A 23643-nucleotide genomic window follows, 5' to 3' on the forward strand; every position below is an offset into this window, starting at 1 on the left:
ACTCATAGCCTGTTTATTTAGATTAACGTACGCCACTTTGGTTTGTACCATTGTTAGGCGGGAATACCAGTTCAACGCGCTGATTGCCGCCAGCAGTCGCTTCAACATCACCTGCTTTTAGGCTATAACGAATGACGTTACCAGCGAAGCTTGCACCATTCTGAACCAGTTTCGCATTGCCAGTTAGCGTAATAATCCCAGACACTGCGTTGTAGTCAATCTTATTAGCCTGCCCTTTTGCCAAGCCCTTTTCTTGCGTGACTACTTGCTGCATAGTCGCTGGACGGCCAGTTGCTACCGCTGAATTAATGCTACGCTGCTGAGATAGATTGACCGTGATGTTGTCGGCCGTCATCTTAAACGTACCTTGAGTAATAATGACATTACCTGCATAACTGGTCACGCCGGTACGCTCACTATAAGTAGCTTTGTCCGCTAGCAATTTAATCTGCTGATTAGAATCTGATGGCAACGCGTGACTATATAGCGGTAGCGCCAATAACATTACCATTGGTAGTGCGCGCAATTTGTGCAAGCAGAGTGACGATGCGCGTAAAGTAGGCAAAAATTTAAGTTTCATATAAATAACTCATTTCATAATAGGTGGTAGGATTTGCAAACTTTATGCTAGCTGCTATTTTTTGACACAGTAAATAAGAAAGACTTTGATTAAAATAATGCTTTGTCTTGGCGTTCAGATGGAGAAAAGGCAACAGCAACTTGGCCAAATTCATACTCACCTGTCTCAAGATTGGCAGTCATACTAGAGGCTTCAAATCGATTCATGCCTTGTTCGATTTTCACAGGCGCGTCACTGTATACTTTGCCTGATTTCGTATTGCCCTTTAGCGTACTACCAGTTACTTTTATTGGTTCGATATCAGGGGTACTCTTATTGCCTTCGCTCACCAGTGTAAATCCACCTGATAAACTAAGCTCCCCTGTCTGTTGACTAATAGCTGCACTGCCCGCCTGAATACGATAGCGCTGCTCTGCAGATGGCTCCCAATTCATGGTAATGCCTGACATTTCATCCTGATTGGTCTCAGGATTGTGCGTCAAAGACTCAGCGGTAAGCTCGTATTCGGTTTCACCCTGATCATTAGTCTGTACGGCTTTGATATCAGTGGCTTCATAATCGACATCTGTCGTTTCAATGTTGACTGGCGGCGTTACGTCGCCTTGCTGCTGAAAAAACCAACCCGCGATACCAGCAATAATTAAGGCTAATACAATTAAGACACGTGTATTCACGACTGTTTATCCTGAGTTTGCGCCTCATCAAGCGTGTAATGCGCGATAAAGTCTTGATAATGTCCATGACCTTTTAAGATAAGATCACATATCTCGCGCACTGCACCAGTACCGCCAGCACGAGTCGTTACCATGTCACTGCGCTTGATAACTTCAGCATGCGCATTAGGTACGGTTGCTGCAAATCCTACTGTTTGCATCGCATTAATGTCTGGTAAATCATCGCCCATATAGGCACAGTCGGCAGCAGTGATATTCAGGGTAGGATCTAGAGACGATAGTAGCTCGTTTAGTGCAATGAGCTTATCATCACGGCCTTGCACCACATGGTTGACGCCCATTTCTGCTGCGCGCTTGTTTACCATCGCACTACTACGGCCCGTAATGATGGCTGTCAAAATACCGTAGCGCGCTAGAGACTTAACACCCACACCATCCTGTACGGAGAACGCTTTGGTCTCAACACCATTGGCATCATATATAATTTGACCATTGGATAAAATACCATCAACATCCATGACCAATAGTTTTACTTGTCCGGCTTTCTGTATCAAGTCCTGCATTATTTGTCTCTTTTTAATATTTATTTTCGAAGCGTTATTCTGTATAGCTTAACTATTTCAACGGCAACTCACAAACCTTATTTGACACCAGCTTGCAGCAAATCATGCACGGTAATAATAGCTTCTAAACGATCTTCATCATCAATAATCAATAATTGGCTAATACCACTCTCATTCATGACACTTAGCGCATCTGACGCACGCATCGTTTTACTGATATGGCGTGGATTGCTAACCATCACTTCATTCATTGGCGTTTGTAGGTCGATGCCTTTTTCTAACCCTCGGCGCAAGTCACCATCTGTGAACACACCGACGACCTTACTGTCATTATCAGTCACCACTGTCATACCCAAGCGACCAGCAGACATGGTAAATAAAGCTTGTTGCAATGGGGCCTGCTGATGAATCAATGGTAAGTCTTCTGAGTTGGTATGCATCAAATCTTCAACACGCGTCAATAGCTGACGACCCAAGGCACCAGCAGGATGGGATAATGCAAAATCTTCAGAAGTAAAATTACGGGCATGTACTAAAGCCACCGCTAACGCATCTCCGAGCGCTAAAGTAGCCGTCGTACTAGAGGTTGGCGCTAGATTAAGTGGACAAGCCTCTTGCGATTGACCGAGTGTCAATACAATATCAGCTGCTCGCGGTAGCATACCGCGCTTATCACGACTGATACTGATGAGAGGGATATTTAGATGCTTAACAACTGGCAGTAGCATCTTGATTTCATCTGACTCACCTGAGTTTGAAATAGCAAGCAGCACATCACCTTTTACAAGCATCCCCAAATCACCATGCCCTGCTTCACCAGGATGCATAAAAAAAGCAGGCGTACCAGTTGAGGCAAAGGTCGCTGCAATTTTGCGTCCAATTAGCCCTGACTTACCCATGCCCGTAACCACTACTCGACCCTTACAAGTCAGAATGATGTCACATGCTTGTGCAAATCTGTCGTCAATCTGCTCTGTTAGTAGTGCTAACGCAGATATCTCTGTGTTAATGGCCTCGATAGCAGTGGTAATAAATTGCTCATGGGTTAAGTTGTTTTTGGTATCACTCATGAATCCGCTCTATTTTTATAATGAATCAATACGCTATTTTACTACACTATGTTTCATATTAGTAATGGTCTACAAAATCTACACTAATATAGTGCTTCTTACTGAGCAAAGAGCATGCTGCTATCTATACAAAAAAAACCCACTATTATCAGCAGGTTTTAAACGAATAAATCATGTCTTAATATTTTTTTAGACAACATGCTTGGTTAATGCAATACGTTAGCTGTTGCTATCATTAGAACCATCGTTTGGCTTATCTTCGAAACCTGAATTATCTGCCGTGGCATCAAACCCACGATCTTGACCGAAGCCACCACGCTCAAACCCGCGCTCTTGACCTTGTCCAAAGCTACCTCGTTCAAAGCCACGATCCTGACCTTGGCTAAAACCACCACGATTGAATCCACTACGACTCGATGCAAAACCACGTTCTTCAAAGCCGCCAGCAGCAGGGTTGCTACCACGTTCAAAACCACCGCCTTGATATCCAGTCGGTGCTGCGCTCTGAGGCTGAGCACTTGTACCTGTCGTCGTACTACTACGCGGGTTACGCGCTGGCACGACTGTTGAAATAGCATGCTTATATACCATTTGACTCACTGTATTTTTCAGGAGAACGACATATTGATCAAATGATTCAATTTGGCCTTGTAATTTAATACCATTTACCAAAAAAATAGATACAGGAATGCGATCTTTGCGCAGCGAGTTCAAGAACGGATCTTGTAAAGTTTGTCCTTTTGACATGAAATCTCTCCTAAATATTATATAGTTATGTTTTGAGTGCCAATTATTTTAAGTGTTAATTTAATTATAATGGCTAAAAGGTAGATACAATAAGGTGTTTTCTTTATAAAACGTATCTAAATAAATATTCGTTGCTCTTAAGTGATTCCACTTTATCGCGAATACGTTATTATTGTAAATAATTAAGTAACTAGTTGTTTCGTTAATGATTTCTGCCTACAAAAGTTCATAAACCAGACATCATAACAATGTTCAATGCACTGAGCCAAATTATAACAGCTATTTATGCCAATTTTTGAAACTAATTGTGTTAGCTATCATTGCACCTTAAGATAAGTACTCTCGTGCTTCGGCCATGGTTTCAAACGTTTGTAATATCATACGACTGCTAGCATCAGCCTTGCTCTCAGATTCTGCTATCCCACTTGATGATGCGCTAGGTAATTGCATTACCTTTCTCAGCCATGTGTACTGACGTTTTGCTAGCTGCCTTGTAGCATATAATGCCTTATTTTGCATTTCCTGACAAGCAAGCGCCTCGGTCTCTTGGTTAGCCATGTTTGGTTGAGCAGCTGACTGAGCAACATTATCTGAGATTTCTTTTCTTTCGTTGGCAGCTGCATGCTTTCCAAAAGCTTCATAGAATTGAGCTTTATCCAGATGAGTCTCATCAAATATCGGATGCTCAATATGTACCAAGTATTCTAGTACTTGCCTGTAACCCACACAGCGCATCGAAGGCATATTAGGCGTGAGCGGATACTTTTTTAGTAATTCTATGACTTCAGTCACTAGCCCTTCATTCCACATGATATCTAGACGTTGTTCGATACGATCATGTAGCCATGGGCGATCTGGCATTACCGATAGCGCATGCCATTGCTGCTTTGGATTATGTGCCAATGCTTGCTTTGGCTTGCGCTGCCAGTCACTTATTGGAATATGTGTTTGTAGATAGACTTCCACTGCTCGCGTGATACGCTGAGTATCAGTAGCATTCAAACGCTCATGGCTTATAGGATCTATACTCCCTAAATAATCATATAGAGCACTAATACCTTCCTCTTGACGCCACTGCTCTACGCGCGCCCGTACGCTGTCATCGCTATCGGGCACAGGAGACAACCCATCGAGTAGCGCCATGTAATACATCATGGTGCCGCCTACTAATAATGGTATCTTGCCATTTCTATGACATTCGTCAATAAGACGGGCAACATCACTGACAAACTCAGCCACACTATAGCTTTGCATAGGATCAATGATATCGACCAAATGATGTGGATAACGCGCCAGCTCAGCCGCTGTTGGCTTGGCTGTGCCAATATTCATGTCACGATATATCAGCGCTGAGTCCACAGAAATTAATTCAAAACGGCCAGTATCGTATAGCTCATACGCTAGTGACGTCTTGCCGCTAGCGGTTGGTGCCATAAGACAAACCACGCTATTATCCGTCAGTTTGTGAGGTAGGCTATCAGACGAATGTTGCATAAAGTGGCCTTTCATAATATATGGATAACTCAGATATCAATTGGTTTAATTACTTTAAGATGTTGTAATTATTTTCAGATATTCAGGATAGCATTAGCTTTACTAAGCGATGACTATCTATCGCTTTAATAGCATTGTTCATGATTATTCCAGTAAGATCATTCACGAAAACCATTGAATCCTGTACAGACATTTTCGTATTGACACTAATAAGTTGCTGATTAATCTCAGTAGCACTGTTTGGTAATGTATCCTTTTTAAATACTTTATGACTAGATGTAAGTAATTCAAACAACTGGTTTATTTTAGACTGCCAATCTTTAGCACTTATCAGTACACACTGCCCTTGGTGATAAAACAACAGCCAAGGTAGACTTCTATCCTCTGTGCTTGAGTCAATACCAATAGTCTCTACGTTTTCAATAATATCTAAGCAAATTGGTAAAGATGCAGAGGTAGCTCCTACAGCGGAATAATGTGACGTGCTGTTGTTACTTTGGTCTGATCGTTCATTGATATGAGATTGCACTGACTCTTGCAATGAAGGATTATTTGAAAGTGATTGGTTTGCAGTAGACTGATAAGACTGTCTAGTAGACTCTACTTGATTATTCTGCCTTAGGTTATTAGTAGGCTGACTACTCGAGATGGGCATTTCAGAAGAACGACTTAAAGCAGCATCATTACTTGCCCGTTCCGCAGATTTGTTTTGTCTATCAGTTTCTAGCTTCGGTACAGATTTAGATGCAGTCTCAGACCTAAACTTAGCTACATCGTTCGTTTTCAACTGCGCACGAACTGTATGGCCTAAGTGCGCCATAATATTATTCAATGGACTGATTTTGATACGTTGTTTAGATGGATGCACATTGATATTTAACCATTGAGTTGGTAAGTCAAAATACAATGCATACCCCATACCTGCTAGCTGCGCACCTTGTGCCAGTTGACGTATTTGATTGCTAATCAACGCTTCTTTTACCAGTCTGCCATTTACATAAATCAGCTTTGGTAAGTCAGATTTTTCATGATGCAATGGCCATAACCAACCACTAATCGCTGCCTGATTAACATTGCTATCATCGTACGCTACAGACGACTGTACCAGACTCGACAAATCTATCGATATTGCTAATGCATTATCTGTCAATGCCATACCAGTCGCTTGTTCTAGACGCGGCAGTGGCAAGCGGCTGTCATTGCTGTCATTGTTACCACTAATACTCATAGCACTTGCAGATAATGATAGCCGCTGTTTATTGTCATGAAAAAGTGTCAAAGCAACATCGGCACGCGCCAGTGCAACCTCTCGGACGATGGTTTCAATATGCCCGAACTCAGTAGCAATAGATTTTAAATTGCCACGGCGGGCAGGCACATTGAAATACAAATCTTTTACGACAATCGTAGTACCGCGGTTATGAACAACTGGCAACAGTTTCGGTGTGTCATCTAATACACCAGCGACCTGTAATTGACGACCGATACCGCTCTCATCATGACTACTGATTAAGGTCAAACGAGAAACAGCAGCCATCGCCGCTAATGCTTCACCGCGAAAACCCAACGTCGTAATACCATGCAAATTAGCAACGTCAGCAACCTTACTGGTCGCATGACGAGTAATAGCCATGACCATGTCATCAGGATGAATACCGACCCCATTATCTACTACCTCAATCAAGCCCATACCGCCTTGAGTGATGCGCACCTCAATATTGGTCGCACCAGCATCGATGGCATTTTCAAGCAGTTCTTTGACCACTGCTGCTGGACGCGTCACCACCTCACCTGCTGCTAATTGATTGATCAGCAACGGCGATAGTTTTTTGATACGGGTATTAGGATGATTATCTGGCATAGATAGATGTCATATTTTTGGAAAGTAGCGATTGGTGTAATTTAGATATTCGTTTAGATGATAAGTTGTGATAGATCCAAGCCCTGCGCTTGGCCTGCCTTTGACAACCTCAACTGCACTTGGCGAGCTTCAGTGCCGTTATCATCGCTTACACTTTGAGTCATATCGATGAATAACGTGGGCGGCGGAAGATAGCTATCAGCACGGCTAGCCCATTCGATGATGACTAATGCTTCAGGCTCATCGAGATACTCATCAAATCCAATAAAAGACAGTTCTTCTGGATCTTGGAGACGATATAAATCTGCATGATAAACTGGCTTGATCGAACCATCTTTTCGCTGAATACTATAAGGCTCAACCAAGGTATAGGTTGGGCTTTTCACCGCACCTGTATGACCAAGCGCTTGTAACCAATAACGCGTCAATGTCGTTTTACCAGCGCCCAAGTCCCCTGCCAGCCACACGCTACCTGTCAGCGGCAACGTCGCTAATTGCTCAGCCAATGATTGAGTATCTTGCTCAGAGTTTAGTATCAGAGTCTTTAAGTATTTGCTATTTTCTATAGATTGACCATCACACATCAGACTGAACCTGCATGGTCACAGTTGGATTGGTAAAGCTTTCACCGCGAATCAGCTTGGTATACAGCTCAGAGTCAGTCCACTCAGCACGAACCTGCTCACTGAATTCAAAATCTTCTAAGACCAGTTTACCCATTTGATCGTTTGCAACATCATCAGCAAAGCACTGCGCATACCCTGTCGCCGTCTCGTGGGCAATCACTGAGTATACGCTGACATCCGCTTCACCATTTTGCATTTGTGTCTGACGCAGTATTTCTTGTGCCCAAAAGAATATTACTCTTGAAAACTGCTCTGCCGATGGTGAAACTGGCAAGCTTATCCAACGTGCGCTAAATTTCTTACACGCTGCGACATACTCAGGATCATCTTTGTTCCAAAAACAAATAGCATGATCAAAGCTATCAATAATATCTTTGATCGAAGACTTTAGTAGACCAAAGTCATAAACCATTTGCCCATGGTCTAAACGAGTGGCCTCAAGGATTAGCTCAATCTGATAGCTGTGGCCATGAATCGAATGCTTACAACGCTCAGAACTACAATTACGAACGATGTGAGCATTTTCAAATTTGAACAGTTTACGAATACGCATAATAATTTGACCAAAACAGTAAGCACTATGGTGCTAAATGTTAATAAATAAGAGTTTGCCGCGTTTATGAATCGGTTTATGGTTCATTATAGCAAATCGCCATGTATCCGTAAGTAAGCACTTATTAATATAATGATTGATTGAACGAATCAATTGATAAACTAGGACTAACCGTAAACATAAAGAATTTGAACGATAATTGAATCGTAGAGGAATTGTGCGAGCGCTATCTATTACTAAAGCTTAAGCCTATACTCTATTAAGTAAACAGCTATGTTAGCTGTATTCACACTGTCTTGAATTCGCTTAACTTTGCGTAATGAGTAGTGTGCTGTAAAAAAGGAAACGATTATGAGCAAAGGTCAAGATAGCAAGAAGAACGTTAAGAAAAAGCCCCTTTTGACTGCTAAAGAGAAGAAAGCTGCCAAACAAGCCAAGAAAGACGACAATGGTAGTATTTTAGGCAAACATTAATAATAAATAGATCAATATGCCAATCTGACCTAACCGTTCGATTGGTATTTTTTGATTCGTCATTGGCTTTTAGCTAAGCACTGTCTTTAATTAAGCTTAGGTTTTTATTAAGCTCCGCGCGGTGCAAACATAATAATCGCCATTCCTAATAGCGCAACTACCGAACCCACTATGTCCCACATAGTTGGTCGTATACCATTGACCGTCCACAACCATAAAATCGCCATACATATATAAACACCACCATATGCAGCATAGACCCTGCCCGCAGCAGTCGGATGTAATGACAGCAGCCAAACAAACGCAACCAAGCTCAGCGTACCAGGTATCAGCAGCCAGATTGATTTGCCTTCTCGCAGCCAAAGATAAGGCAGATAACATCCTGCAATCTCAGCCAATGCAGTAAGCGCAAATAACCCAACCGTCTTTAATTCTGTCAAAACTTACCACTCCTCATCTACTACTTTTCTAATCTGCTAAAACCAGCCAGGTATTGTACGGCATTCCCCAAAATAATCATCCCATCTCTGTCACCATTTATAAAAAGCTATTTTTTCTAACATTACAGTCAAAATCACAGTAAAATCTATCATAACAAACAAACCTCTTAGATAACCGTCTATCGAGGCCATACCGACATTGTAAATAGGAAGTTAGCATCATGATGCGTATTGGATTATTTTTATTAACTAACTTAGCAGTGATTGTGGTATTTAGCATTGTGTTTGGTATTTTATCGAGGTTTTTTGGGATTGGCGGCGTGCACAGCGCAGGTGGTCTTAACTACATTAGCCTTGCCGTTATGTGTGGTATCTACGGTATGGTCGGCTCGATGGTGTCGCTATTTATATCAAAATGGATGGCTAAAAGATCTACTGGTACGGTAGTTATAGAATCTCCACGCACCGCTACTGAGCAATGGCTAGTCGATACCGTAGCCAAACAAGCACGAGCCGTAAATATCGGTATGCCTGAGGTTGGTATTTTTAATAACTCGCAGCCAAATGCCTTTGCGACTGGTTGGAATAAGAATAAAGCGCTAGTGGCGGTTTCGTCTGGTCTACTACAGAATATGAATCAAGATGAAGTCGAAGCGGTATTGGCGCATGAGATTGGTCATGTGGCTAACGGTGATATGGTAACCCTTGCCCTTATCCAAGGCGTGGTAAATGCGTTTGTAATGTTCTTTGCACGTATTGTCGGTAGTTTCGTTGACCGTACTGTGTTTAAAAACACTAGTGATCGCCCAGGTATTGGGTACTTCATCACTAGTATTGTGATGGATATTCTACTTGGTTTCTTGGCGTCTGCTATCGTGATGTGGTTTTCACGCTTACGTGAATTCCGTGCGGATCAAATGGGCGCAAAGCTTGCCAGCCGCGAAAAAATGATCAGTGCGCTTGATGCGTTGCGTCCCTCTGCACAGCGACCGGATCAAATGCCTGAGAGTATGAAAGCATTTGCGATTTCGTCTGGACAAACGCAAGGCTTTAGTATTGCCAATCTATTCCGCTCACACCCCACGCTTGATGACCGTATTGCGGCGTTGAGAGAATATAGTCCTAATGAGGGATGATAATTATATTTCTTTTTCTGGGAACGGCTAAAGGTATAGTTTTAGATCATGCCTTAATCTTAGTATAATGCTTATCAAATTCTTTCTGAATATTGGGGTTGAAAAGCTTCTTTATTCCACCTGCTGGATTTAAAGGATTTAAAACCCTTAAATACGCATACCGTTTGTCCTCTTCTAATTCTTTACGAATTCTATGGTACTTAGCATTCATTTTGAAATCAGAATATCTTTTTGTTAATCGTGTACTTAAAATATCATAATCCCAAGGATATTTATCTGCTATATCTTCTTCAGATAACATGATTGTCGTAGCAGTTGGGTCATTAGTAAGCTGAACAGGTAATCCAGAAGTGCTTTTGACTTTTTGAAATTTCACTTCAATTCTCAGCGTAAGGTTGTAGTCACTTATATCGCTATCATCATACTGAGCTTCCGAGTTCTTTATGTAATCTAATACTTTCTTTTCACTTGAATTCAATGCCACTCCAGGAGCGTCATCAAAATTTCTAAAAAAGGATAAAGGCATTAAGTAAAAATTATATTGCGCTAAAATATCACCGAACCATGTAGATACTAAATGAAGATAGTTTTGAAGTGAGGCACTTCCTAACTCCTGAACCTTCATCGATAAAAGAAGGTCATTGTTAACAAAATGAATTGAATTATCTCTAATTTCAGTGAGTGCTATAAGATTGTCACTTACTGCCCTATCAATCTTTACACCGTAATCTTCAGTGATAACCCTATATGCTTCAAATAGATTAATAGACATTTCATTACCTGACCTATTCCGCTTGGGTCGAAGTACTTTAGATTTTTTTCCATTAGTTAGTGTTCTAAACTCCATCATATAAAGTGAGGTCATTTTGTTACTAGCTAGATTAAGTACTTTAGCTTTTAGTAGAAGCTCCCATGAATTAATACATAAAACAGAAAATGTCTCCTCACGATATTTAAAATCAGGTTTATTGTATATTTCTATGGCTGAAAGCATAGCCGCAACAGACTTCTCTAGCATTAATCTAGACCTAGATTTCATACGTTAATCTATTCTTAGAGTATTAATAGTTAAAAAACACATCGCAAGCTTAGCATGTATAGAAAAAGACAGAACATATATCGATATAAAAACATAGCTACGATAGTAGCAAGAACGTAATAACACCACTAGCCTCTATTTTTCATATGATCAGACATAAAAAAAGCCTATCTTTTATAGATAGGCTTTTCTAAATACAATTTGCTAATTAAATATCAAACTCAAGCGCTCTATCACCTTCGCTATCTTTGATACGCGTTGGCAGACCAATCTTATTTAGTAGATTGATAAATGGCTTAGCATCTAGCTCTTCGACGTTGACCATTTTGCCTGCATCCCATTCGCCAGTAGCGACCAGTATCGCAGCAGCAACAGGTGGCACGCCTGCGGTATAAGAGATACCTTGGCTACCAACTTCATTGTAAGCATCTTTATGATCTGAGACGTTATAGATAAACACTTCAGTCTCAACACCATTGATCTTGCCTTTGACTTTATCACCGATACAGGTCTTGCCTGTATAGTTCGGTGCAAGGGAGCTTGGATCTGGTAGTACCGCTTTAACGACTTTTAGTGGTACAACTTCTTGACCTTCAGCAGTCATCACTGGCTGCTCAGACAATAATCCTAAGCTCTGTAGGACAGTGAAGACATTGATATAATGCTCACCAAAGCCCATCCAAAAGCGAATGTTTGGTACATCTAGATTGGCTGACAATGAATGCACTTCATCATGACCGCTTAGATAGCTGTTTTGCACACCCACAACTGGCAAATGGTCCGTACGTTTGACTTCAAACATTTTGTTAGACTGCCACTTGCTGTCTTGCCAAGAGTAAACCGTACCGGTGAACTCACGGAAGTTAATCTCTGGATCAAAGTTGGTCGCAAAGTATTTGCCATGGCTGCCCGCATTGATATCAATAATATCGATATCCGTCACAGATCCTGCATCCATCATGTCATAGCCAAGACGCGCATAAGCGTTGACCATACCAGGATCGAACCCTGCACCTAAAATGGCAGTGACATTGTTGTCTGCACAGCGCTCTTTACGTTGCCACTCATAGTTGTTGTACCACGGCGGGGTCTCACAAATTTTACGTGGGTCTTCATGAATAGCCGTATCTATGTAGGCAGTACCTGTCTCAATGCAGGCTTCTAATACGGTCATATTGATAAATGCCGAACCAACATTGATGACTATTTGTATTCCAGTGTCTTGTATCAGCTGCACAAGTGCTTGGCTGTCCATCGCATCGACTTGATGCGTATGCAAGACCGCAGCCTGCTTAAAGCTGTCTTTTTCTTTTACACTTTGGGCGATGGCATCGCATTTGTCTTTTGTACGTGAGGCGATATGAATCTCACCAAGTACATCATTGTGCATCGCACATTTATGCGCGACCACTTGAGCGACACCGCCTGCTCCGATGATCAGTACGTCTTTTTTGTTGGGCTTAGCTTGTTGGTTTGTGTTCAATGAACAATCCTCCTTTGTGTCCCTGTCGATACCATTGATAGCGGCTATGCAAAACAGAAACGAGTGAATGATATGCGTGAATTAAAAAGGAAGACCGAGGAAAACCCACGCACCCGTCGGGCAAATAATACTCCATTATTTGCCCGACGCGATTATAACAATTTTTATTCCCTTATCGGTAAAAAATAATGTATCAATAGCAGATACCTTAAAATCACCCATTATTAAGACTAAGCCTTTGTTTTCTAATGTAGAAAAGTCTTGAAAGTATCCCGTTAAGACAAGCTGGCTTTATAATCTTGATAATCAAACTCACGCTGGATATCGATACTGCCATCCAATCGGCGGATAACTATCGCTGGCATGTTGACACCGTTGAACCAGTTTTTCTTAACCATTGTATAACCAGCAGCATTACCAAAGGCAATCTTATCGCCTATCTGAAGATTACTCGGTAATGCATACTCACCAAAGATATCACCTGCCAAGCAAGAACGACCATAGATAATGGTATGGTCTGCCGACTCAGCATCAGCTTCAGACGGTGCAGCTTCTGCAGGATTGCCAATAGGTGCAATATCGGCAGCTGTATGGTTAATCGCAGCAATCGGTGCTGACTCACGATAAATCAGTAAATCAAGCATATGCGCTTCGATAGAAGCATCAACGACTGCTAGGTTCTTTTCATTATGCATGGTATCTAATACGGTGGTCACCAACGTGCCTGCACCATGAATACTGGCTTCACCTGGCTCAAGATACACTTGCACGCCATAGGTTTCGCTAAACGCTTTCAAACGTGCAGCCAATTTTTCTAATGGATAGTCAGGCGCGATAAAGTGGATACCACCGCCCAAGCTCACCCACTCAAGTTGGGCTAAGATACCACCAAATCTAGCTTCGATATCAGCCAAGCTTTCACTAAAGGCTTCAAAGCTGTCATTCTCACAATTGTTGTGAATCATGACGCCAGTGATATCGCCAAGTACTGCTGCAATTTTATCTTTATCGTGCTCACCAAGACGGCTAAATGGACGCGCAGGATCGGCAATCAAAAACGATGAGTTACTGGTCTTAGGGTTGAGTCGTAGACCTACAGGTATATTTTGCGCGGCGGCTTGCGCTTTAAAAGCGTTAAGCTGTGAGATTGAGTTAAAAATGATTTTATCCGCATAGTTCAATACTTCAGGGATTTCGTCTGCACTATAGGCGACGCTATAAGCGTGCGTTTCTTTTTTGTCGCTGCTACTGGCATCATCGTTATTACCAAAGGTCTCATAGCCCAATCTGACTTCGTTAAGCGAAGATGAAGTCGTGCCATGCAGATAAGGCTGCATCACATCAAACACGCCCCATGTGGCAAAACATTTTAGTGCCAATAATGCCTTTGCACCAGACAGCTCACATAGCCTAGCGATGATTTTCATATTGGCAACGATGGCCGCTTCATCAAGCACGTAGTAAGGCGTTGGTGGCAATGTCGCGTTGATAGAATTCTCTAGATTTTTTGCATTCATAATAGATTACCTAATAGACACTCTGCTGTTGGTATCTTGACAGACAGATATAAATATTTGCGCTATAGTAGACTAAATTCATCATAATTAGAATATCTTATGGCACTCTCAACCGATTATTCCACCTCAGCCAGTCGATCCCATTCATCACAATTGGATCCGAAAAACATAGATTTGACTTATTTAGATCCTGATGCGCGTGCCGTGTTGGATTTTTGGTTTGATAAAAACAATGAAGCTTACTGGTTTGAACAAAACGATCGTTTTGATAAGCAGATACAGGATAAGTTTGGCGGCATTTGGTATGCAGCGAAACAAGGCGAATGTGTCACTTGGCGTATCGCAGAGTCTTCATTGGATGGTAATAGTTCAATAACGGCATTGGCAGGACGCTTGGCAGAAATTATTGTGCTAGATCAGTTTTCACGCAATTTATGTCGCAGACAAGCAAGTGCATTTGCGCAAGACGGTATGGCATTAGCACTCGCTCAAGAAGCCATTCAACAACCTTATTTTGATACTCTACCGATGCAATGGCGTAGATTTATTATCATACCATTTATGCACTCTGAGTCGGCCATGATTCATAAGCGTTATCTACCGCTATTTGAACAATTAGATGATGCAAACACATTAGACTTTGAACATCGTCACAAACAAATTATCGATCAATTCGGGCGATATCCACATCGCAACGAGGTACTAAATCGCGACTCTACCGAAGATGAAAAGAACTTTTTAAAACAGCCTAATTCATCGTTTTAGGCAAGATTCCTAGTACTGTTTAAAGATACTCAAAGTTATTACACAAAACTTATCGTATAAAAAGAAGGTCTGAATCATATCACTGGTTCAGACCTTCTTTTTTACAATAAATATTTAGAGAGTATTAAATACTTATTAGTAATTTACCTTACCAGTAGTAAACGTAAATGACTGCTGCTCTAATGTTTTATCGTCAACCAAAATATCAAAGCTGACCTTATATTCGCTATTACCATAAAGTCCACAATTACCACCTTTATTACTACCTGATTCACAGCTTTTGAGCGCATCAGTTAATGGCAAAATAAATGCTTCATTCGTTGGTAGCGCATAATTCGTACCTTTGTACGGATCATTGTCAGAATCAAGCAATTGAATCGGTACATCTATATTGCGCTGCACATCTCTGAATTTAACGTTACTCACTTTAACTTTATCAGCGGATGGCATGTTGATATAAACCGGCTGTCCGATAGGATCAGTACGCAAATTGCGCCCAGAGCCTCTGACTGGATTTGGGGTTTCGTTATAAAGTGCAGTGACTGTCCCCGTCACATCTTGACATGGGTACGTAAAAACACCTTCAAGCGTTTTATTTGTCGTGGTTTTTGTTCCTGCAGCATTGCTTACCAAAACATAGCCTTTGTTGTTAGCAGCATTTTTACCACTAGGCGTATAGGTAACCACTCCTGTGCCTACTACGCCTGAGGTTGGCAACATTAAAGAGCGTAGATGATAAGGCGCTGACAACAACGACTTTGCCATAGAGCTTGCCACGGCTTCTGTACTCAAAAAATTGCCTGCCGAACTGTAATAGACAGACTGGGCAATGTTTTCAGTGACACCATATTGCGAGTTGCCATAGTCTGCATTGATCAATCGATCTGCCAGATCTAATCCACTGAAAAAAGGATTGTTAGAACCTGTCACACTAGCAATATCGCTGATTTCATTTTCAAAATGCGCGTTAAAGCTGGTTGGTGAGCTATTAGCAAACACATATTTAATATAATTTGCATGTTGAATAGCAATATCGTCTAATTCTGTAACAACAGATAGACCATTTAGACCACAGCTGGTTCTTGCTAGACTGAACTGATTATTTGCACTTAGTGCTGCTTGTACATTATTGTCAGCTGATCCATTACCACCAGCGTTAGGAATACCACCACTTTGTTCAGTTGGTGTCGCTATAATCGGAGCAGAAATAATTGGTTCCGACGTGGTTGGCTGGGCTGTTTCATCATTTTGTGAACTGTCTGGTGTATTAGCAGATGTAGAACTACTATCAGAATCTCCGCCTCCGCCGCAAGCGCTGAGAAATATAGTTAAAAATAGCACTGCAGCAAGATTTTTCTGAGAAGTATAAGAAGTCATCGCTCATCCTATAAAATAATAACCTGTTTGTTAAAAGCAATGAGAATCAAAATCAGTTACAGGGTAGTTAGTGATTGATTTAACAGTGTTTTATTTCAATATAATGTCTATTGTATTACAAGTTATGAACTTTTGCTCATTATTTTGTAAAAAACCTGCTACTCGCTGATTGCAAGTAACAGGTTTCTTTTTAGGTCTATAAATCAACACTATGCTTAAGCTATTTTCGAGGCAAAGATATCATCTATAAAGTACGATTCCTTTGTCTCCGCTATACAGTCACTTTTTCATGAACACGTTTCTATAGTCACTTTTCTATAGTCACTTGTTTATAGCTACTGTATTTCTAGCGCTTTTCTTACTGGTGCAAAACTACGTCTATGCGTTGGCAAGACACCATATTTTTCGATTGCTACCATGTGCGCGCGCGTCGGATAGCCTTTGTGTTTGGCAATACCATATTCCGGATATTGAGCATCCAGTGTATACATCGATTCATCACGACTTACTTTTGCTAATATACTGGCCGCCGCAATACTAGTATGACGCGCATCGCCTTTTACCCATGCTTGAGAATCAATTGCAAATGGCGCTACCTCTAAATTTTTAAAGCTATCATAGTTCAAGTCAGGACAACGATTTCCATCAAATAGCGCTTCGATCTTTAATTGATTGAGCGACGTACTTTTAGCATTTTCCGCGGTCGAAAAGCTTTTAAAAATCACTTCTAGCAACGATTCAGTACATAAGCGCATGCCAAGCATCGTTGCCTGCAAGATATTCACCTGATCGATCACTGCTGCTGGTATATCAGCGATGATATAACCGATAGCATGCTGCTGAACCAATGGATAAAGGATATCGCGCTTTTTTTCACTCAGTTGTTTGGAGTCTGTCAGTATCGACAACGGCGTGTCTTTAAGCGGTTGTTCCTCAATCAATCCTGACCAGGTCGCAGGTAATATTGCCGCCGCCACATTGACGCTACCTAGTAACGGCCCGCGCCCTGCTTCATCAACGCCGATTTGTAGTATTGACTGCTCCGTCTCTTGGTTATCATTAGACAGATATTGAGTAAGCAACTCAGCGGCATTCATTTGCCCATATAGACGTATGGGCGCTGCTAACTGAATATATTGTCCTTTGACATCGATGTGCTCAATATTGATGTCAATTACTTGAGCTGAGCTTTCTGTACTGTGTTGAATATGCATAATATTAGAAGGTCTTTCTTGTTTAATTAGGATTGACGGTATCGGTATTTTGGATAAACCACTGTTCAATCACGCTGTTTGCAGGCTCATGGTTACTTTGCTGTTGTAGCGACTGCTTTGTCACTAGTAAGTCATGTAATTGCTCGGCATAAGCGCGTGGTTGCAGCAATCGCATTACGGTACGGCAGATATTGTCACCGCTCGCCTGCTCTTGAATCAGCTCAGGCACAATCGGTGCATTAGCCAATATATTAGGCAATGCCACATATGGCACTTTTACCAGACGCTTGGCTATTTGGTAAGTCAACTGATTTAATTGATAGACCACTACCATCGGCCGTTCAAGCAGCATTGCCTCCAGCGTTGCTGTCCCAGATGCCAGCATCACGATATCTGATGCCGCCATGGCATGTTGGCTAAATTCTGGCTGGGTATCATCATAGACCACCACAATTGCTTCACGTAGCTGTTCTGAGCGTTGGTCGATCACTTCTTGCACGATATATTGATGGTTCTGATCAACCGTTGGAATGATGAAGCACAGCTTAGGATCTAACAGGATTAACTTTTGGATACCATCAAGCATCAATGGCAGAATAGCCGTAATTTCACCGCGCCTAGAGCCTGGCATCACACAAATAAGCTGACTCACATCATCAAAGCGTTCAATAAAAAACTGCTGCAACCCATCATTGTCCCAAACGAGCTCACTGCGACGTTGATTGATTGGTGTATTGATCAGGTTCTGATCAATGGTTCGCAGCAATGGATGGCCCACACAAATCGCCGGATGGTTATGTCGCTCATAAACTGGCAACTCAAACGGGAATAAGCATAGCACCAAATTGGTCGCCGCTTTAATATTATGGATACGCGACTCGCGCCACGCCCAAATAGAAGGACTGACGTACTGCACACAGAACACGCCTTGGGGCTTTAGCTTTTTGGATACTCGCAAATTAAAGTCAGGCGCATCAATACCGACGAACCAATCAATATTGGCAGCCTTAAATGCGCTCAGTAGCTCGCGACGCGCTTTAAGCAAATCGGGTAGCTGCGACATGACTTCAACCAGACCCATCACTGCCAAACGCTCTAATGGGAAAATACTCTGTAGCCCTTGCGCTTGCATTTTCGTACCGCCTACGCCTACCCAGACAATATCATCACGTAGATTATTCATTTGCCGCATAAAATCCGCGCCTAAGCTGTCGCCAGATACCTCACCTGCGACGATGCCTATCACTAGCGGCGTAGCATTTATCTTTGCTACTTGAGAATTCGTCTCGGCTTGATGAATGAGGTCAGTATGGTGATGAGACGTAGCAGAATCTGTCATGACAAGCTCTCGATATTAGAAATACACAAAATAAAATAAACCGTTATTATAAAATATAACGTAATAAATCAGCGATACGACCTCACGGATAATGTGCGCACTCATCCGTACTGTTTTAATGCCACAGTTTGGGCCACCCATCGCTGATGTTGCTATCATACTTGACGATGATACAAATAGCGAAATTCACGCATAAAATCTGAGCGTTATGCACCAAAAACTCAATCAACTCTTATTAATAGATAGAAAAACCAAATGCTAAACGTGCATTTAGAACGTCAAATATCATGCTAAGTCTCTATAAGTATAACTAAGTTTTAGTTTTCTCATTCCAGTTATCAGTCAATTAACTGCTCGACTACCCTTGTCAACCAACACTTTTGTCCGCATAATGAATGTTCCTATAAATCAGCTAGACGATATATAACCATGACAACATCAGTTACCCATAATGCAGATATTGACGACGTGAATATTGAAAAATTTATTCCTTTGATTACCCCCGCCGAGCTAAAAGCCGAGCTGCCTCTGTCAGACGACGCGTATAACACCGTACTAAAAGGTCGTAACACTATCCAAGATATCTTGGACGGTAAAGACAAGCGTTTGTTTGTGGTCATTGGCCCTTGCTCTATTCACGATATCAAAGCCGCTCACGAATATGCCGATCGTTTAGCCGTATTGGCAAAAGAAATCGAAGACAGTGTATTTGTGGTCATGCGTGTTTATTTCGAAAAACCTCGTACAACGGTTGGCTGGAAAGGCATGATCAACGACCCTGACATGAATGACAGCTTTGATATAGAAAAAGGCTTGCGCACGGCTCGTAAATTGCTACTTGATTTGAATGAAAAAGGTCTACCTTGCGCGACCGAAGCACTTGATCCAAATACGCCGCAGTACATACAAGATCTAATCAGCTGGTCAGCCATTGGTGCACGTACCACTGAGAGCCAAACGCATCGCGAAATGAGCTCTGGTTTATCATGCCCAGTTGGCTTTAAGAACGGTACTGATGGTGGTATGACAGTTGCTGTAAATGCCATGCAAGCGGTTAAAGAAGGTCATAGTTTCTTAGGTCTATCGTCAGATGGTAAAGTCTCTATCATCAAATCTAAAGGTAATCCTTACGCGCACGTGGTACTTCGCGGTGGTAACGGTAAACCTAACTATGATGAAACTGCGGTAGCTCAAGTTGAAAACGAGCTGGCAAAAGGCAAAACCAATAGCAAGATTATGATTGACTCAAGTCATGCCAACTCAGGTAAAGACCCTTACCTACAACCGATGGTTATCAAAAACGTCGCCGAACAAATTCAAAATGGCAATAAATCAATTATCGGTATGATGATTGAGAGTCACTTAAAAGGCGGCAATCAAAAACTGACTGCTGATTTGAGCCAGCTTGAGTACGGCAAATCAATCACCGATGGCTGCCTAGATTGGGATAGCACCGTCACAGCATTACGTGACTTACGTGATATGGTAAAAGATGTACTACCAAATCGCTAATAGCTATCCGCGATAAATTATCGTCGAGCAAACCATAAAAAGCCCCTTTCGCATCAATGCGAAAGGGGCTTTTTATTTATGAACGTTTTATAAGAAATACTGTATTCTAAAACTTGGTTAGCAATGATCATCAATGATACATGTTTCATTAATTGGTCAGAGCTAACCTTATTCTGGAAATGGTATTTTCATAACATTGATACTACATTTCGATGCATATTGCACTGCTCTCAATTAACTATTTGCAGCACCTAACACGCTCTCTAAGCTTTCGAGCACATGCTTAGATGAGACATTATTCTGTAAATCTACCAGCTGCTCGTGCGCCATTTGACGGCGCGGCTCAGCCAATGTGTTCCAGCGGGCTAGTACTTGCAGTAAGCGTGACGCTAACACAGGATTGGCATCATCTAATTTTTGAATCACGCCTGTATACATCTCTAGACCTTCCGCCGTCCAAAGTACCGTCGGTTGCGAGCTAAAAGCACTGATAACCGAGCGGACACGGTTAGGCGTATTCCAATCAAAGTCTGCGTGTGTCAGTAGCGACTTGACCATATCAGGCGTTACATCGTCAGCGGCAGCTTGTACACTGAACCACAAATCGATAACCAGATCATTTGCTTGGAAACGCTCATAGAAGTCCGCTAAATACTTATCTGCACCTACCAATTGATGATTGACCATTGCCTTCAATGCACCAAAGCGCTCAGTCATACAGCTCGCATTATCATACTGCTGCTGTGCCCAGTCGGCCGCATCATCTACATTGGCAGTCAACGCCATATCGAGCACGACATTACGCAACGCACGAATGCCTCGTGCTTCAGCGCTGTCTTCATAAGACTGCATTGGCAGATTGTTGTACAGCTCAGCCCATTGGTCTTTTAACTTATCAGCCACTTGCTTATATAGCCCATCGCGCTGCTCTTTAACCAACACTGGATCGTAGTCTTTAGAAATAGCAGAAGCCAACTCTTGCGCTGATGGAATATCAAGCAATCGTGCCGCTAGCATCGCATCGTCAGCCGCTAAGACAGGCAGTGTCTGCGCCAATGCTTCTAGGTATACATCAGGGCTGCTCTTCGTACCTTGGCCTTGCAGTAAAATACGATTTACCAGCATTTGAGTAACTTGCCAGCGGTTAAACCCATTGGTTTCATGCTTAAGCAAAAACGCTAAGTCTGCATCTTGATAGTCATAATTAAGCTGTACTGGCGCGCTAAAGTCACGTAGTAATGAAACGACAGGCTCGCTTGCGACATTTTCAAAGACAAAGGTTTGCGTCGCCTCGTCAAGCAACAACATACGCTCAGCAACGATAGCGCCTGAGTCTTTATCAAACAATGCCGTTGCTACAGGTATCGGCAATGGTTTTGGTGCATCAAAGCCTTTGACATGGCGTGTCTGCTGATTCAAAGTAATAGTCAGTGTCTGTGCGGTGCTATCGTAAGTTTGAGAGCCTGATACCACTGGCGTACCAGGCTGACGATACCAATCAATAAAATTCTCGATTTTGTCATCAGTGATACTCAGCGCTGATAAAAAGTCCTCAACCGTTACCGCTTGTCCATCATAGCGACGGAAGTACTCATCTGTTCCTTTTCGGAAATCATCTGGCCCTAACGTATTGGCAATCATGCGTACAATTTCAGCGCCTTTCTCATAGACAGTCGTCGTATAAAAATTATTAATCTCAACAAAACTCTCTGGACGTACTGGATGTGCTAATGGGCCTGCATCTTCGCTAAATTGATGGGCTCGCAGTGTCGCTACGTCATCAATACGCTGCACTGCACTTGACTGTTGATCTGCTGAGAATGACTGATCACGGTAAACGGTAAAGCCTTCTTTCAAGCACAGCTGAAACCAATCGCGGCAGGTAATACGGTTACCAGTCCAGTTATGAAAATACTCATGAGCAATAATAGCTTTTACGCTAAAACTGCGTGCATCGGTGGTTGTTTCAGGGCTAGATAACACACAAGCGGTGTTAAAAATATTCAAACCTTTATTTTCCATTGCACCCATATTGAATTGGCTGACCGCCACAATCATGTAACGATCTAGATCGTAGGCTCGTCCATAATTGACCTCATCCCACTTCATCGCATCTTTCAAAGCTTGCATACCGACATCGCATTTATCGATATCAGCAGACTTGGCATACAACTCAAGCAACACTTCTCGACCTTCGCTGGTCGTATAAGAATCTGTCAATACATCTAAATCAGCTACCACACAGGCAAATAGATAGCTTGGCTTATTGGTTGGATCGTGCCAGATCGCATAATGACGGTCGGGCGCATCGGCCACTTCGCCTGCTTCGACTAAGTTACCATTGGCCAATAACGTCGGATAACGCTTATCTGCTTCAAGTCGCGTAGTAAATATCGCTAGCACATCAGGGCGATCCGGATAAAAAGTAATCTTACGGAAACCTTCTGGCTCGCACTGAGTCACAAACATCGTATCGTCACCACTACCGGCCATATATAGGCCTTCAAGCGCCGTATTGGTCTGCGGGCAGATACGCACTTGAATATCTAAAGTAGCTCGCTCAGGGGCATTATAAATCGTCAGCTTACCCGCTTCCTGCTGATAATCCTCAGTAGTCAACGCCTTACTGTTCATCGTAATCGTTAGCAGCTCTAATGCCTCACCAAATAAGACAATATCCCCTGCCGTTTGACGTACCATCTCAAGCGTACTGTCTACCTGCGCGTAGTCTTCGAACAGCTTAATATCTAAATGTACTGTCTCGACATCAAAACTTGGTTTGGTATAGTCTTTTAGATTAATCTTGCTTGGCGCATGAGGCGGCACATCTGGCATTTCAGGATTGATGATTTGTGCATCAGTTTCAGCAGTAGACATATGGTGTCCTATTATTATCGGTGATTTGGTTATAAGGTAGTTTTACTAGGGATGAGCAATATAATAATGAGTAATATCATTTCGCTATTTGCAGAAGGCTCTAGTGCAAATAAAGACTTAGTCTTTAGGCTAACTAATCAGCTAAGCACTTAGTAAACTAAGCACATAGACAAAGCTTTGCAATGATTAAGCTAATTTTTATTACTAATTTGGTTTTCTCATCAAGCTTATAGCTAGATTGACCTAAATCGCCAAATTTCAAGTATGCAAAGTAAGATATCGTCGGTTCAAGATGATTTAAA

21 protein-coding genes are annotated in these 23643 nt (G+C 42.1%); 4 read left to right on the forward strand and 17 right to left on the reverse strand.

Annotated features, from left to right (window positions below; translation table 11 throughout):
* Positions 1-22: 22 nt before the first annotated feature.
* The 9 genes from lptA to SJY28_RS11035 all read right to left on the reverse strand — a co-directional run bounded on the left by lptA (position 23) and on the right by SJY28_RS11035 (position 8168).
* On the reverse strand, positions 23-580 hold the full coding sequence (gene lptA, locus SJY28_RS10995; RefSeq protein WP_057760441.1) for a lipopolysaccharide transport periplasmic protein LptA: 558 nt from the start codon (positions 578-580) through the stop codon (positions 23-25).
* Between the two features lie 89 nt (positions 581-669).
* Positions 670-1254, reverse strand: coding sequence for an LPS export ABC transporter periplasmic protein LptC (lptC, locus tag SJY28_RS11000; RefSeq protein ID WP_201607298.1), 585 nt, complete (start codon positions 1252-1254; stop codon positions 670-672).
* Positions 1251-1817, reverse strand: a complete 567-nt coding sequence (locus SJY28_RS11005; RefSeq protein WP_379544472.1) for a KdsC family phosphatase — start codon at positions 1815-1817, stop codon at positions 1251-1253. Before SJY28_RS11005 ends, lptC begins: the two co-directional genes overlap by 4 nt.
* A 77-nt stretch (positions 1818-1894) precedes the next feature.
* Positions 1895-2887 (reverse strand): SIS domain-containing protein, encoded by a 993-nt coding sequence (locus tag SJY28_RS11010; RefSeq protein WP_379544473.1) that lies wholly within the window; start codon positions 2885-2887, stop codon positions 1895-1897.
* 219 nt (positions 2888-3106) lie between these two features.
* Positions 3107-3634: an RNA chaperone Hfq gene (gene hfq, locus SJY28_RS11015; protein ID WP_379544474.1), complete on the reverse strand. Its 528-nt coding sequence runs from the start codon at positions 3632-3634 to the stop codon at positions 3107-3109.
* Between the two features lie 327 nt (positions 3635-3961).
* Positions 3962-5128: a tRNA (adenosine(37)-N6)-dimethylallyltransferase MiaA gene (miaA, locus tag SJY28_RS11020; RefSeq protein ID WP_379544475.1), complete on the reverse strand. Its 1167-nt coding sequence runs from the start codon at positions 5126-5128 to the stop codon at positions 3962-3964.
* Between the two features lie 82 nt (positions 5129-5210).
* Positions 5211-6989, reverse strand: coding sequence for a DNA mismatch repair endonuclease MutL (mutL, locus tag SJY28_RS11025; RefSeq protein WP_379544476.1), 1779 nt, complete (start codon positions 6987-6989; stop codon positions 5211-5213).
* Positions 6990-7042: 53 nt separating this feature from the next.
* Complete coding sequence (gene tsaE / locus SJY28_RS11030) at positions 7043-7573, reverse strand: tRNA (adenosine(37)-N6)-threonylcarbamoyltransferase complex ATPase subunit type 1 TsaE (RefSeq protein ID WP_379544477.1); 531 nt, start codon at positions 7571-7573, stop codon at positions 7043-7045.
* Positions 7566-8168, reverse strand: a complete 603-nt coding sequence (locus SJY28_RS11035; RefSeq protein ID WP_379544478.1) for a 6-pyruvoyl tetrahydropterin synthase family protein — start codon at positions 8166-8168, stop codon at positions 7566-7568. The genes tsaE and SJY28_RS11035 overlap by 8 nt, the downstream gene beginning before the upstream one ends.
* A gap of 351 nt (positions 8169-8519) precedes the next feature.
* On the opposite strand from SJY28_RS11035, the gene SJY28_RS11040 reads away from it, so the two are divergent.
* The gene (locus SJY28_RS11040; RefSeq protein WP_021815223.1) at positions 8520-8642 is read left to right on the forward strand and encodes a hypothetical protein; all 123 of its coding nucleotides are present in this window, start codon (positions 8520-8522) and stop codon (positions 8640-8642) included.
* A 107-nt stretch (positions 8643-8749) separates the two neighbouring features.
* Here SJY28_RS11040 and SJY28_RS11045 read toward each other — a convergent pair whose 3' ends face one another.
* Positions 8750-9082, reverse strand: a complete 333-nt coding sequence (locus SJY28_RS11045) for a YnfA family protein (RefSeq protein WP_101205044.1) — start codon at positions 9080-9082, stop codon at positions 8750-8752.
* Between the two features lie 221 nt (positions 9083-9303).
* Here SJY28_RS11045 and htpX point away from each other — a divergent pair, with 221 nt between their 5' ends.
* Positions 9304-10218 carry a protease HtpX gene (gene htpX / locus SJY28_RS11050; RefSeq protein WP_379544479.1) on the forward strand — a complete coding sequence of 305 codons (915 nt, stop codon included), beginning with the start codon at positions 9304-9306 and terminating at the stop codon, positions 10216-10218.
* A gap of 46 nt (positions 10219-10264) precedes the next feature.
* On the opposite strand, the gene SJY28_RS11055 is transcribed toward htpX, so the two are convergent.
* The 3 genes from SJY28_RS11055 to SJY28_RS11065 form a co-directional block, all read right to left on the reverse strand.
* Complete coding sequence (locus tag SJY28_RS11055; RefSeq protein ID WP_379544480.1) at positions 10265-11236, reverse strand: DUF3644 domain-containing protein; 972 nt, start codon at positions 11234-11236, stop codon at positions 10265-10267.
* Between the two features lie 229 nt (positions 11237-11465).
* The gene (locus SJY28_RS11060; protein WP_379544481.1) at positions 11466-12740 is read right to left on the reverse strand and encodes a saccharopine dehydrogenase NADP-binding domain-containing protein; all 1275 of its coding nucleotides are present in this window, start codon (positions 12738-12740) and stop codon (positions 11466-11468) included.
* 275 nt (positions 12741-13015) lie between these two features.
* Entirely contained in the window at positions 13016-14257 is a 1242-nt protein-coding gene (locus tag SJY28_RS11065; protein WP_379544482.1) for a carboxynorspermidine decarboxylase, read from the reverse strand.
* A 99-nt stretch (positions 14258-14356) separates the two neighbouring features.
* Between SJY28_RS11065 and SJY28_RS11070 the strand changes: the two genes are divergently transcribed.
* Positions 14357-15022, forward strand: coding sequence for a DUF924 family protein (locus SJY28_RS11070; RefSeq protein ID WP_379544483.1), 666 nt, complete (start codon positions 14357-14359; stop codon positions 15020-15022).
* A gap of 135 nt (positions 15023-15157) precedes the next feature.
* Here the strand turns inward: SJY28_RS11070 and SJY28_RS11075 are convergent, their stop codons facing one another.
* From SJY28_RS11075 to lpxB, 3 genes are all read right to left on the reverse strand, one after another.
* Positions 15158-16399 carry a CAP domain-containing protein gene (locus SJY28_RS11075; protein WP_379544484.1) on the reverse strand — a complete coding sequence of 414 codons (1242 nt, stop codon included), beginning with the start codon at positions 16397-16399 and terminating at the stop codon, positions 15158-15160.
* Between the two features lie 335 nt (positions 16400-16734).
* A complete protein-coding gene (locus SJY28_RS11080; protein ID WP_379544485.1) occupies positions 16735-17613 on the reverse strand; it encodes a ribonuclease HII in 879 nt (292 codons plus the stop codon).
* Between the two features lie 22 nt (positions 17614-17635).
* The gene (gene lpxB / locus SJY28_RS11085) at positions 17636-18952 is read right to left on the reverse strand and encodes a lipid-A-disaccharide synthase (protein ID WP_379544486.1); all 1317 of its coding nucleotides are present in this window, start codon (positions 18950-18952) and stop codon (positions 17636-17638) included.
* A gap of 429 nt (positions 18953-19381) precedes the next feature.
* On the opposite strand from lpxB, the gene SJY28_RS11090 reads away from it, so the two are divergent.
* A complete protein-coding gene (locus tag SJY28_RS11090; protein ID WP_102078467.1) occupies positions 19382-20464 on the forward strand; it encodes a 3-deoxy-7-phosphoheptulonate synthase in 1083 nt (360 codons plus the stop codon).
* A gap of 234 nt (positions 20465-20698) precedes the next feature.
* Here SJY28_RS11090 and pepN read toward each other — a convergent pair whose 3' ends face one another.
* Entirely contained in the window at positions 20699-23299 is a 2601-nt protein-coding gene (pepN, locus tag SJY28_RS11095; protein WP_379544988.1) for an aminopeptidase N, read from the reverse strand.
* Positions 23300-23643 lie beyond the last annotated feature (344 nt).

Origin of the sequence: Psychrobacter sp. R86515 (genome assembly GCF_042466315.1) — a bacterium.
In the GTDB taxonomy this organism is placed as follows: Bacteria; Pseudomonadota; Gammaproteobacteria; order Pseudomonadales; family Moraxellaceae; genus Psychrobacter.